Source organism: Cellulomonas hominis (assembly GCF_901521055.1).
Classification (GTDB): Bacteria; Actinomycetota; Actinomycetes; order Actinomycetales; family Cellulomonadaceae; genus Cellulomonas; species Cellulomonas endometrii.
Window position 1 is genome coordinate 1 of record NZ_CABEGA010000073.1, and the last position, 12,950, is coordinate 12,950.

Annotated in this window: 11 protein-coding genes; 7 read left to right on the plus strand and 4 right to left on the minus strand. The window is 74.1% G+C overall.

The annotated features are described in order from the left end of the window. From KJP73_RS16750 to KJP73_RS16765, 4 genes are all read right to left on the minus strand, one after another. Positions 1-1,794 (minus strand): glycoside hydrolase family 13 protein (locus KJP73_RS16750; protein WP_213284020.1); only part of this gene is annotated, 1,794 nt, incomplete at its 3' end. Beyond that, entirely contained in the window at positions 1,791-3,023 is a 1,233-nt protein-coding gene (gene manA, locus KJP73_RS16755) for a mannose-6-phosphate isomerase, class I (protein WP_213284021.1), read from the minus strand. The genes manA and KJP73_RS16750, both read right to left, overlap by 4 nt. A gap of 1 nt (position 3,024) precedes the next feature. Further along, complete coding sequence (locus tag KJP73_RS16760; RefSeq protein WP_249669479.1) at positions 3,025-4,089, minus strand: glycoside hydrolase family 130 protein; 1,065 nt, start codon at positions 4,087-4,089, stop codon at positions 3,025-3,027. 174 nt (positions 4,090-4,263) lie between these two features. Further along, the gene (locus KJP73_RS16765) at positions 4,264-5,337 is read right to left on the minus strand and encodes a LacI family DNA-binding transcriptional regulator (RefSeq protein WP_213284022.1); all 1,074 of its coding nucleotides are present in this window, start codon (positions 5,335-5,337) and stop codon (positions 4,264-4,266) included. 232 nt (positions 5,338-5,569) lie between these two features. Here KJP73_RS16765 and KJP73_RS16770 point away from each other — a divergent pair, with 232 nt between their 5' ends. The 7 genes from KJP73_RS16770 (at position 5,570) to KJP73_RS16800 (ending at position 12,949) form a co-directional block, all read left to right on the plus strand. Continuing rightward, the gene (locus KJP73_RS16770) at positions 5,570-6,847 is read left to right on the plus strand and encodes an extracellular solute-binding protein (RefSeq protein WP_213284023.1); all 1,278 of its coding nucleotides are present in this window, start codon (positions 5,570-5,572) and stop codon (positions 6,845-6,847) included. A 1-nt stretch (position 6,848) separates the two neighbouring features. Beyond that, positions 6,849-7,736 carry a carbohydrate ABC transporter permease gene (locus KJP73_RS16775; protein ID WP_213284024.1) on the plus strand — a complete coding sequence of 296 codons (888 nt, stop codon included), beginning with the start codon at positions 6,849-6,851 and terminating at the stop codon, positions 7,734-7,736. Next, positions 7,736-8,578: a carbohydrate ABC transporter permease gene (locus KJP73_RS16780; RefSeq protein WP_213284025.1), complete on the plus strand. Its 843-nt coding sequence runs from the start codon at positions 7,736-7,738 to the stop codon at positions 8,576-8,578. Before KJP73_RS16775 ends, KJP73_RS16780 begins: the two co-directional genes overlap by 1 nt. 170 nt (positions 8,579-8,748) lie before the next feature. Then, positions 8,749-10,011, plus strand: coding sequence for an ABC transporter substrate-binding protein (locus KJP73_RS16785; RefSeq protein WP_213284026.1), 1,263 nt, complete (start codon positions 8,749-8,751; stop codon positions 10,009-10,011). Between the two features lie 75 nt (positions 10,012-10,086). Beyond that, a complete protein-coding gene (locus KJP73_RS16790) occupies positions 10,087-11,073 on the plus strand; it encodes a carbohydrate ABC transporter permease (protein WP_213284027.1) in 987 nt (328 codons plus the stop codon). Beyond that, positions 11,070-11,978 (plus strand): carbohydrate ABC transporter permease, encoded by a 909-nt coding sequence (locus KJP73_RS16795; RefSeq protein WP_213284028.1) that lies wholly within the window; start codon positions 11,070-11,072, stop codon positions 11,976-11,978. The genes KJP73_RS16790 and KJP73_RS16795 overlap by 4 nt, the downstream gene beginning before the upstream one ends. A gap of 29 nt (positions 11,979-12,007) precedes the next feature. Next, entirely contained in the window at positions 12,008-12,949 is a 942-nt protein-coding gene (locus KJP73_RS16800; RefSeq protein WP_213284029.1) for a DUF1861 family protein, read from the plus strand. Position 12,950 lies beyond the last annotated feature (1 nt).

The window sequence follows — 12,950 nt, forward strand, 5'->3', positions numbered from 1 at the left end:
GGCCGCGTGGCCCTCGGCGACCGTCCTGCTCACCACGTCCGCCGTCCGGGCCGGGCGGGCGGCGTCCTGGTGCGGTCCGTCCCCGTCGGCCCGGACGGCGGACGTGGTGAGCAGGACGGTCGCCGAGGCCCACGCGGCCCGGTCCAGGCCACCGGGCCACGCGCTCGCCTCCCCGGACACGTTGGCCACCACGAGCAGGGTGGTGGCACCGAGGCGCCGCTCCACCGCGTAGACGTGGCGGTGGTCCGGCAGGAGCACGGTGATGTCGCCGTCCACCAGCGCGGGCTCGTCGCGGCGCAGGCGGAGCAGCGCCCGGTGCAGCGCCAGCACCGACGCGGGGTCGTCCCGCTGGGCGGCGACGTTCCGGTGCGGGCTGTCCGGGTGGGCGGGCATCCACGGCGTCCCCGTGGTGAAGCCGCCGTGCCGCCCGGCGTCCCACGCGACCGGCACCCGGGCGTGGTCCCGGCCGAGCGCGCGCAGCCCGTCGAGCACGGCGTCCGCGTCCTCCCCCGCCGCGACGGCGGCCGCGAGGACGCCGCGGGCCTCGACGTCCAGCACGTCGCGGACGCCGGCCAGCGGCCGGTTCGCCATGCCGATCTCGTCGCCCTGGTAGAGGAACGGCGTCCCCCGGTGCGCGTGCAGCAGGACGGCCCACAGCGCCGCGGACCGGGACTGCCACCGTCCGGGGGACCCGTACCGCGAGGCGATGCGCGCCTGGTCGTGGTTGCCGAGGAACAGCGCCGGCCACGGATCGGGTCCGGACTGCCACCGCCGCGCCCACGCCTTGAGGTCCCGCAGGTCGAACGGCCGCCGTCGCCAGCGGGCCGGCTCGCGGTCGAGCTCGGCGTGCTCGAACTGCAGCACCATGTCGAGCCCTCCCGCGCGGGGGTCCGTGAGGGTCGCGGCCTGGGCCGGCGTGGTGCCCGGGGCCTCCCCGAGCAGCAGCACGGCGTCGTCCGGGCGGACCGGGCGACCGCGCCGCACGGGCGCCCGGTCGGCGGCGTCCCGCAGCTCCCGCAGGTACCCGGGCAGCCGCGGCCCGCCGGCGCACAGCGCGACCCCGTCGGCGTACCGCGCGCCCGGCGGCACGGGACCGTCCCGGAGCACCGGCGGCTTGTCGACCAGGTTGATCACGTCGAGCCGGAACCCGTCCACGCCGCGCCCGCGCCACCACCGCAGCACGTCCGCGAGCGCCGCCCGGACGTCCGGGTTCGACCAGTCGAGGTCCGGCTGCCACGGGGAGAACAGACCGAGCCGGTACCGCCCGGTCGCGGGCTCCCACGTCCAGGCCGACCCGCCGAACGCCGCGCCCCAGTTGGTGGGCTCGGCGCCGGGCGTGCCGCCGACGTGCCCGGAGCGCGGCGGGCGCCACAGGTACCAGTCGTGACGCGGCGCGGCGAGCGACCCCGCCGCCTCGCGGAACCAGGGGTGCTGGTCCGAGGTGTGGTGCAGCACCTGGTCGAGCACGACGCGGATCCCCCGCCGGTGCGCCTCGTCGACCACGGCGTCCAGGTCGGCGAGCGTGCCGAACCGCGGGTCGACCGCGCAGTGGTCAGCGACGTCGTAGCCGTTGTCCCGCTGCGGCGAGGGGTACACCGGGCACAGCCACAGCGCGCCGACCCCGAGCCAGGCGAGGTGGTCGATCCGCGCGAGCAGCCCGCCGAGGTCCCCGACGCCGTCCCCGTCCGAGTCCGCGAACGAGCGCGGGTAGACCTCGTAGACGACGGCGTCCCGCCACCAGGAGCCGCGACGCGCGCGCGACAGCGCGGGCCGCCGCTGCGCCGGCGCGGTCATGCGCCGGCCCCAGGCACGCCGACCACCGCCACCGTGCCGCGGCCCGCGAGCCGCAGGGCCCCCTCGGCGTCGGGCACGAGCACGGACTCCCCCGCCCCGAGCGCGCACCGTCCTTCGCGCGTGGTCACCGTCACCGCCCCGGACAGCCCGAGGACCGCACGCGGCCCGCCCGGCGTCGGGACCGCGGTCGCCGCGTCGACGTCCAGGTCCACGACGGCCAGCGCGAACTCCGCGGTGTCCGTCACGTACTGCCGGACGGCGACTCCGCTGCCGTGCGCGCGGGGCACGGGTCGCAGGACGGGCGCCGGTCCCGGGTGGGTCCGCACCACCGCGAGCAGCTCGCCGACGTCCACGCGCTTGCCCGTGAGCCCGGCGCGGAGCACGTCGTCGGACGCCGCCATCACCTCCAGCCCCAGCCCCGCGACGTAGCAGTGCAGCACGCCCGCGTCGACGAACAGCGCCTCCCCTTGGGCGAGCACGACGGCGTGCATCAGGAACGACGCGACCACGCCGCGGTCGGCGGGGAACTGGTCGGCCAGCAGCCGCGCCACGCCCCGGGCATCGACGTCGGCGACGGGGGGCAGCGCGCAGGGAGCGGTCGACGCCAGCGCGGCGGTGACGGCGGCGACGGCCTCCAGCGGCAGCGCCAGCACGCACGTGAGCGCCGTCCGCAGCCGGACGTCCTCGGGACCCGGGGCGCGCAGCGCGGCGACCACGTCCGCCACCGCGTCCCCCGCGTCCAGGGCGGCGAGAGCAGCGGCGGCCTCGTCCGGCGGGCGCAGACCCGCGAGGGCGAGCGTCGGGGCGAGCGCGACGAGCAGCTCGGGCTTGTGCCAGGGGTCGGGGTAGCTCCGCTCCGCCGCGGGGACGCCCTGCGCCGTCTCCTCGTCGTGCCGGCGACGCGCACGGTCGGCGTCGGGGTGCACCTGCAACGACAGCGCCCGCTCCGCGGCGAGCAGCTTGACCAGGTACGGCAGCCGGTCGCCGAACCGGGCGCGCACGCCGGCCCCGAGGATGCCGTCCGGGTCGTCCGCGACGAGCGCGTCGAGGGGACGGACGACGGGCGCCTCGGCCCCGGACGTCCGCACGGCGGCGGACGGGCCGGCCGGGTGCGCCCCGAGCCACAGCTCCGCGTGCGGGCGGCCGTCCGGCGGCCGTCCGAGCAGCGCGGGCAGCGCGTCGGTCGACCCCCACGCGTAGTGCTGGACGGCGTTCTCGAGCCGCAGCACGTCAGGCCACCCGGTCGAGGCGGGCGACACCGATGCGGGCGTCCGCCATGCCGTAGAACACGAAGGTCGCGTCCCCGATCCGCTCGATCGCCGTCGGGAAGACGACGTCCGCGACGGTGCCCACCCGCTCGTCCGGCGTCTCCGGCTCCAGGAGCGGGCGCTCGGTCCGGGCGATGACCCGGCCGGGGTCCTCCGCGTCCAGCAGCATCGCTCCCGCGCAGTACCGGACCGGGTTGTGCGGGGACCACGGGTCCCGGATCTCCCCCGTCACGCCGTGGTGGAGCAGCAGCCAGCCCTCGGGGACCCGGATCGGTGCCGGGCCGGCGCCGATCTTCAGCGCCTCGAAGGGGTACGCCGGGGCGGCCAGCTCGCGGGCGCCGTGCTGCAGGGCCAGGGCGGCGAGGTCCTCCCGGACGGCCGCAGCGGGCGCGTAGGAGATCCAGATCGCCGGGCGGGGGTCGGTCACGTGACCGGGCGGCCTCTCCCCCTCGCCGGCGCGGACCAGCCCGAGGTCCCACGTGGGGCGGTGCAGCAGCGCGTAGCTGGGCTCGCCCCCGGGCCCGGGCACGACCTCCGGGAGCAGCACGACGTCCTTGGTCGGGTACAGGTTGAGGTCGACGTCCAGGTCGGGGTCGTACCGGAACAGCAGGGGCCCGAGGCGGCGCCACCGCACGAGGTCCTCGGACACGGCGAGCGCCGTGCGGGGCCCGAGCGGCCCGTAGGAGACGTACGTCATGACGTGCACCTGCAGGTCCGGCAGCCACGTCGTGCGCGGGTCCTCGGTGCCGGCGTTCCGGGCTCCGCTCTCCCAGCGGTTCGCGGGCTCCAGCACGACGCCGCGGCGCTCCACGCCGACGGGCTCGCCGTCCTCGACGACCACCCGGGCGAGGCCGACACGGGACACGTTGCCTGCCGCGACGAGTCGCGGCAGGAGGTGCAGCTCCCCGTCGGGGGTGCGTCCGGAGGCGGGGTTGAGGACGCCCTCCGCCTCGAGCGGGTTGCCGGGCTCGGCCTCCATCAGCGTGCGCAGCCGCGTGAGGGTGTACGGGACGGACGTGGGGATCACGGGTCTCCTCGGTGCCGGAGCGGGTCAGGGGCGGCGGCTGAGGTGCGGCAGGGCGCGCGAGGGCGCACGGTCGCGTGGCGATCGGGCGACGCGGTGAGCGTGTCGCCCCGTCGGAGCAGGGGGGTCGTGCACACCACGGACGCGCGGTGGTGGTCAGAGGTCAGTGGTCGGTCATCAGTGGTCGGTGCCCGGCGGCGCGGTCGAGTCCCGCACCACCAGCCGGGGCGCCTGCATGGTGATCTCGACGCGGCCGCGGCCGTGCACGAGGTCGATCAGGCAGCGGCCCGCGGCGGCGCCCCACCCGTACGGGTCGGTGCGGATGGTGGTGAGCGCGGGACGCACGTGCGCGGACAGCTCGGCGTCGTCGAACCCCACGACGGACAGGTCGCGCGGGAGCACGAGGCCGCGCGACTGCGCCGCGACGGTCCCGGCGACGGCCATGGTGTCGTTGCCGTAGAGCACGGCGGTCGGCCGCTCGTCCGGTGTGCGGTCGAGGAGCGCGTGCGTCGCCTGGGCACCGCCCTGCGCCGTGAAGTCCGACTCCTCCCACGCCCCCGGCGCGAGCCCGTGACCGGCGAGGGCGTCGAGCCAGGCGTCGCGCCGCCGGAGGGCGTGCAGGTACCGCAGGGGGCCGCTGACGTGGCCGATCCGGCGGTGCCCGAGCGCGACGAGGTGCGACACCGCGTGCCGCACCGCCGAGAGGTCGTCCTGCCGCACCGCGAGGAACGGCGACGGCACGTCCGGCTCGTTGAGGGTCACGGCGGGCAGCCCCAGCCCCGCGACCAGATCGATGCGTGGGTCGTCGCACCGCAGGTCGGCCAGGACCAGCCCGTCGACCCGGCGCCCCTCCGCCAGGCTGCGGTGCGCGGCGACCTCCTGCTCCTCGTCCGCGACGAAGCGCAGCAGGACGGCCGTGTCGGTGCCGGCGAGGCCCTGCTCGAGCCCGCCGAGGAACGCGGCGAAGAACGAGTCCGACCGCAGCGTCTCCGGGTGCCGGGCGAGCACGAGCCCGATGGCGTCGGCGCGGGACCGGGACAGGGCGCGGGCCGCGCCGCTGGGCGAGAAGCCGAGCTCGTCGATCGCCGCGAGGACTCGCGCACGGGTCGCCGGGGCGACACCCGCGCGGCCGTTGAGCACGAACGACACGGTCCCCTTGGACGTGCCGGCGCGCGCTGCGACGTCGCTGATCGTGGGACGCCGCTGCGCGACGGGTCGGACGGCGTCCGCGTCGGGACCCTCACTCGCCATGCGTGCCTCCGTGCCGTCAACGTGTTGAAACCGGTGTTGAACCGGTTTGAGCCCAGTCAAGCGAACCGGCCGGGCCACGTCAAGTGCCGCCCGGTCGGCCCGTAGATCGCGCGACCGCAGCGCCCCTTGACACCGCCGAGCCACTCATGAGTAGCATCTTTCAAACCGGTTCAGACGCCGGTCCACCGCCCGTGGTGCCGCGCACGGGCCCATCCAGAACGGGAGATGCGCGATGAAGCGTCCGACCACGGTGGCAGCGCTGGCTGCCGCAGCCCTCACCCTCGCGGCCTGCGGGACCGCCTCCGGCGACGGGAGCGGTGCCGACCCCCGCACCTCCTCCGGGCCCATCACCATCTGGTACTCCAACAACGCGCAGGAGGTCGCGTGGGGCGAGGCCGCCGTCAGCGCCTGGAACGCCGACCACCCCGACGAGCAGGTGACCGCCGAGGAGATCCCCGCCGGCAAGTCCTCGGAAGAGGTCATCGGCGCCTCGATCGCGGCGGGCAACACCCCGTGCCTCGTCTACAACACCGCCCCCGCCGCCGTCGCGGACTTCGAGCGGCAGGGCGGTCTGGTCGACCTCTCGCAGTTCGAGGACGGGACGGCGTACATCGAGGACCGGTCCGGCGAGGCAGCGGCGCAGTTCGCCTCCGCGGACGGCTACTTCCAGATGCCGTGGAAGTCGAACCCCGTCGTGATCTTCTACAACCGCGCCCTGTTCGAGCAGGCGGGTCTCGACCCCGACCAGCCGCGGCTCGGCACCCACGAGGACCTGCTGGCGACGGCCCGGGCGCTCGTCGACGCCGGCGTGTCGCCCTACGCGATCTACCCGTCGCCCAGCAGCGAGTACTACCAGGCCTGGTTCGACTTCTACCCGTTCTACGCGGCCGAGTCCGGCGGCCGGCAGCTCCTGGTCGACGGCGAGCCGACGTTCACGGACGACGACGCGCTGGCCGTCGCGGAGCTGTGGCGCACCCTCTACGACGAGGGGCTGGCCGGGCAGGAGCCCTACACCGGGGACGCCTTCGTCGACGGGGTCGCCGCCATGGCGGTCGCCGGCCCGTGGGCGGTCGCGAGCTTCGCCGACAAGGTCGACTGGGGAACCGTCCCCGTGCCGACGTCGGCCGGGACGGACGCCGCGACCACCGCGACGTTCGACGACGCCAAGAACATCGGCATGTACACGTCGTGCGAGAACCAGGCGACGGCCTGGGAGTTCCTCAAGTTCACCACGAGCACCGAGCAGGACGGCGCGCTGCTCGAGCTGACCGGGCAGATGCCGCTGCGCACCGACCTCGCGGGGACGTACGCGGAGTACTTCGCCGCGAACCCGGAGTACGCCACGTGGTCCACCGGGAAGACGGTCGCCGTGCCGAACACCCTCGGGTCCACCGAGATCTGGCAGACCTTCCGCGACGCCTGGTCGAGCGCCGTGATCTTCGGCGAGGGCGAGATCGCCCCCACGCTGGACGGCGCCGCCCGCACCGTCGCCGACCTGGCGCAGGACTGACGTGGCGGGGCTCCGCCGGCTCACCGGACGGGACCCGGTCGGCTGGGTGCTGTCCGCGCCGTACGCCGTCTTCCTCGCCGCGGTGTTCGTCTACCCGCTCGGCCTCGGCGTGTGGATCGCGTTCCACGAGTACACGTTCACCGCGCCGGGCGCGACCGTCGACCGGCCGTTCGTCGGGCTGGACAACCTCACCGCCGCGCTGAGCGACCCGCAGGTGCTGGCGGCGTTCCGGCACGTCGCCGTCTTCCTGGTGATCAACGTGCCGCTCACGGTCGCCGGGTCGCTCCTGCTCGCGGTGGCGCTGAACGCGGCGGTGCGCGGCCGGACGTTCTTCCGGGTCGCGTACTACGTCCCCTACGTGACGGCCAGCGTCGCGACGGTCACCGTGTGGCTCTTCATGTTCAGCGAGGACGGCGTGGTCAACGGTGCGCTCGGCGGCCTCGCGCCGAGCCCCTCGTGGCTGGTGAGCTCCACCTGGGCGATGCCGATGATCGCGCTGTACGTGACGTGGAAGCAGCTGGGCTTCTTCATCCTGCTGTACCTGTCGTCGCTGCAGAACGTCCCGCGCGAGCTCTACGAGTCGGCGCGCACGGACGGGGCGGGCTGGTGGCAGTCGTTCCGCGCGGTGACCTGGCCCGGGACCCGCGCCGCGACCGCGCTGGTCGTGACGCTGGCGCTGATCACCGGCGCCAACCTGTTCACGGAGCCGTACCTGCTGACCAACGGTGGCGGCCCGAACGGCGCGTCGACCACTCCGGTGCTGCTGATCTACCAGCAGGCGATCCAGCAGAACCACCCGGACCGCGCCGCCGCGATCGGCCTGGTGCTCGTCGTGGGCGTGCTCGCGCTCGCGTGGGTCGGGCGGCGTCTGACCGAGGGACGCGACTGATGCCGGCCCGTCGCTGGTGGTCCGTCGTCGCCTCGTACGTCACGCTCACGGCCGGTGCCGTCCTGTTCGCGTTCCCGTTCGCGTACATGGTCGTCGCCTCGCTGCAGCGCACCAAGGACGCGACGCTCTCGGGCACGGTGCCTCGACCGTCCAACATGGCCCTCGACAACTACCGCGCGATCGACCAGGCGGTGGACCTCGCCGGCTCGCTGCTCAACTCGTTCGTCGTCACCGGAGGCGTCGTCGGCTGCACGCTCCTGCTGGGCTCCGTCGCCGGCTACGCGCTGGCGGTCCTCCGGTGGCGCGGCCGGGGCAGCCTCTTCGCGCTCGTCCTGCTCGTCCAGGCGGTGCCGTTCCAGCTCCTGATGGTGCCGCTGTACGTGCTGACGGTCCGGACGTTCGGGCTCGCGGACACCTACCTCGGCATGATCCTGCCGTTCGCGGTGAACTCCACGGCGGTGCTGATCTTCCGCTCGTACTTCCTGCAGCTGCCGCCGGAGCTGTTCCACGCCGCGCGCATCGACGGGGCGTCCGAGCTGCGGATCCTGCGGTCGATCGCCCTGCCGCTCGTCCGCCCCGCCCTGCTGACGGCGACGCTCGTGACGTTCATCGGGCCGTGGAACGAGTTCCTGTGGCCCTTCCTGGTCACGAAGAAGCAGTCGATGCAGCCGCTCGCCGTCGCGCTCGCGAACTACATCGACAACGCCGCGGCCACGGCCGCGAACCCGTTCGGCGTCGCGCTCGCCGGCGCGGTGGTGCTGTCCCTGCCGGCGGTCGCGCTCTTCGTGGCGTTCCAGCGGCACTTCACCTCGGCCGACCTCGGGTCCGGGGTGAAGGGGTGACTTGACGGCGCTCCACCCCGTGCGGCTACGATCCACTAAACCGGTTTGAACCACACCGGAGCACGTCCCTCAGCCGCAGCACGCAGAGCGCGCCGTCCGTCGACGCGCCCTTCCCCAGCACCGTGCCGTCCGACACCCAGAGCCGGGTGCCGGGCCGATGAGGAGACCCCATGCACCGACGACTGCTCACCCCTGCCCCGGCGCTCGCCGTGGGGGTCACCCTGGTCCTCGCGGCCTGCGGTGGCCCGGCCGCCTCCGACGACGAGGCCGGTCCGGTCGAGCTCACGCTCGCGACGTGGGCCAACGAGACCGAGTCGGGCGAGCTCGACGCGATCCTCGACGAGCTCAACGCCGCGCAGGACGTCTACCGCCTCGAGCAGATGGTCGTGCCGGGCGGCGAGTACTACACCAAGCTCCAGACGATGATCGCCGGACGGCAGGCCCCGGACCTGTACTGGCTGTCCCAGGAGTACGTGCCCGCGTACGCGACGAACGGCACGCTGACGGACCTCACCGGTCTGGTGGAGGACGCCGTCGACCTCGACGACTACCTGCCGGGCTCGCTCGACACCGCCACCGTCGACGACACGTTGTACGGCCTGCCGTGGATCGGCCAGCCGTACGTCGTCTACTACAACGCCGACCGCTTCGCCGAGGCGGGGCTCACCGCCCCGGCCGACGACTGGACGTGGCCCGAGTTCCAGGAGACGGCTCGTACCCTCACGGGCGACTCCCGCTGGGGGTACGCGACCACGGGGACACCGCCGCTGGCGCTCCACGCCTGGGGCGAGGGCGGCGACTACGTCGACCCGGACGGCGAGATCGTCCTCGATTCCGAGGAGACGATCCGGGGCCTGACCCTCGCGCACGAGCTCGCGAACGACCCGGCGACCACGATGCCCCAAGCGCTGGCGCAGTCCCGCGGCGTCGAGTCCTCGTTCGTCGACGGGACGGTGGCGATGATGGTGGGTGGAGCGGCCGACGACGTCGAACGGAAGGTGGCGGAGTCCGGCGACCCGTTCGAGGTGGGCATGGCGCTCATGCCGGCCGGCAGCGCGGAGCAGGTCACCTTCAGCTGGACGGCCTCCACCGTGCTGTCGGCGGGCGTGGCGGACCAGGACGCCGGGATCGCGGCGCTCACGGACCTGACCCAGGCGATGTTCGACTGGAAGGTCCCGGCGCCCGTGGCATCCCGGGTGGGCGACATCGCGTCCGTCAACCCCGAGAAGGCGTACGCGGTCGACGTGGTGACCCGGTCGGCCGAGATGGCGCGCGGCTTCCACAACCTCCCCGAGCAGAACGAGCTCGGGACGGTGCTCTGGGAGCAGCTGGAGAGCCCGATCCTGACGGACGGCGACGGACGCGGAGTCGGTGACGTCGGGGACCTGGCGCGGGCCGCTGCGGACCGGATGCGGACGATCGTCGACCGCTGACGAGCGCTGCCCGGGCTGGCGCACGCGCCCGCCCGGGCAGCACCCGCCGCTCCCCCACTCTTCCTCGGAGGATCCGTGCCTCGACCCGACCCCGCCCCCGCTGCGGTGGCCCTGCACCGCGGGACGCCGCCCGTGCGCACACCCGCGGAGCGCGAGCGCCGCGCCGCCGAGCTCGTCGCCGCCCGGACGCGGCGGCGTCGCATCAGCCCCGCCTACGCCTACGTCGCGCCCTGGTTCGTCGCGTTCGGCCTGTTCGCGCTGGTGCCGATGATCATGTCGGCGGTCATGAGCTTCACCGACTGGCCCGTGATCGGCACCCCCACCTGGCGCGGCCTCGGCAACTTCACCGAGCTGGCCCGGGACGAGCAGTTCTGGCGGTCGCTGTGGGTGACCGTGCGCTTCGGCCTCGTGTCCGTCCCCCTGGGCATGGCCGCCTCGCTCGGCGTCGCGATGGTGCTGAACTCCCGCATCAAGGGCATCAGCCTCTACCGGACGATCTACTACCTGCCGGCCGTCGTGTCCGGCGTCGCGGTGGGCCTGATCTGGCGGTGGGTGCTGGACCCGGCCGCGGGCCTCGTCAACGGCGCCCTCGGCATGCTCGGGGTGCAGGGCCCGGGCTGGCTCACCGACCCGGCGTGGGTCCTGCCCTCCTACACGATGATCGCCCTGTGGGGCGCGGGCGGCGGGATGCTCACCTACCTGGTGGCGCTGAACGAGGTGCCGCGGGACCTCGGGGAGGCCGCGACCCTCCAGGGTGCGGGGTGGTGGGCGCGGCTCGCGTTCGTCACCCTCCCGCTGATGCGGCCGATCCTCTTCTACAACCTCGTGATGGGGATCATCGGCGCGTTCAAGAAGTTCAACGACGCGTACGTGCTCGGTGGTGCCGGCGGCGAGGGCAACTTCGTGATGCTGCACATCTACCGGACCGCGTTCGAGCACTTCCGCATGGGCTACGCCTCGGCGATGTCGTGGGTGTTCCTGGTCGTCGTCCTGGCCGCCACCGCCCTGGTGTTCCGCTTCAGCGACTTCTGGACCTTCTCCCGCGCGAACGAGGAGTCATGACGGCCGCCGACCCGCGCCGGGGGCGGGTGCTCGCCGTGGCCGCCGCCCGCCGCCGTGCGCACCGGCGCCGCACCTGGCACCGCTCGGTCGCCAAGCACGCGATGCTGTCGGTCGTCGCCCTGTCGATGCTGCTGCCGTTCGCGTGGATGGTCACGACGTCGCTGAAGCCGGACGGCGACGTGTTCTCGATCCCGCCGCAGTGGCTCCCCTCGGACCCGCAGTGGCAGCACTACCGCGAGGTCTTCGAGGCGCTCCCGTTCGCCCGGTTCTTCCTCAACACCGCGCTCTACACGCTCGCCGTGATGGCCGGTGAGGTCGTGGTGTCGATCGTCGTGGCGTACGGCTTCGCCCGGTTCGAGTTCCGGTGGAAGAAGCCGCTGTTCCTGTTCCTCCTGGTGACGATCATGCTGCCCGGCGAGATCACCATCGTGCCCGGGTACATCTTCTGGGCGGAGATCGGGGACCGCCTCGGCGTCGAGCTGATCAACACCTACTGGCCGCTGATCCTCCCCGCGCTCGGCGGGCAGGCGGTGCACGTGTTCTTCCTGTTCCAGTTCTTCCGGTCGATCCCGCGGGACTTCGCCGAGGCGGCCTACATGAACGGCGCCGGCTGGTGGGCGATCCTCTGGCGCGTCTTCGTCCCCATGTCCCGCCCGGCGATCGTCACCGTCGCGGTCACCGCCTTCATGGGCACCTGGAACGCCTTCCTCGGGCCGCTGATCTACCTCAACGACGTCGAGAAGTTCACCGTCCAGGTGGGCCTCACGATGTTCCGCGGCCAGTTCGAGACCGACTGGCCGCTCCTCATGGCCGCGACCACGCTCTCGATCGTCCCCGTGCTCGTCCTGTTCTTCACCATGCAGCGGTACTTCGTGCCGTCCCACACGTCCGAGGCGGTCCGGTGACCGCCGCCCCTGCCGAGAGCGAGGCCCCCGTGCCCCCGACCGTCCGCACCGATCAGCTGCTGGCCGCGTACCGCGGGTCCGGCCACGGTCCCCGCGCCGTACGCCGCCTGGCGTTCGACGGCGTCGGTGACCGCGACGTCTACAACGTCTCGGCGCCGTTCGCAGGGCCGGACGGGACGCTCCTGCTGGCCGGCCGCGTGGAGCACCGGGCCGACGAGCGGTCCGAGACCGTCCTCTTCGGCCGCGGCGACGACGGCACCTGGCGGCCGCTGCCCGGCGCCGCACGGCCGGCGCTGCAGGACCCGTTCGTGTTCCAGCACGACGGCGCGACGCACCTCGGCGGGGTCGAGGTCGTGGAGGTGCCGGACGCCCCGCTCCCCGACGGGCGGCCGACCCTGCTGTACCGGACCGTGGTGCTGCGTCTGGTCGACCCGTGGCACCCCGCGTCGGCGTTCGCGGGGCCGTGGGGCATGAAGGACCTCCGGTTCGCCGAGCTGCGCGACGGCCGGCTCGCCGTGCTGACGCGGCCCCAGGGCGGCTCGGACGGGCGGGGCCGGATCGGCGTGACCGTCGTCCCGTCGCTCGCCGCGCTCACCCTCGCGGACGTGGCGACGGCTCCGCGCCTCGAGCACCTGTTCGCCGCCGACGAGTGGGGCGGGGTCAACCAGGCGGCGGTGCTCGACGACGGGACGCTCGGGCTGCTCGGTCACATCGCCCGGTTCGACGCCGCCGGCGACCGCCACTACTACCCGTTCGCCTTCGTGCTCGACCCCGGGACCCTCGCGTACACCGCCCCCCGTCTGCTCTTCGAGCGCGCCGACCTGCCCCCGGGCGCGAGCAAGCGGCCGGACCTCGCGGACGTCGTGTTCCCCGGTGCGATGGTGCCGCGCGAGGGCGGCGTGACCGTGTACTGCGGCGCCGGCGACGCCGAGGCCTTCGAGGTCGACCTCGACCCGGTGCACGAGGTCTGAG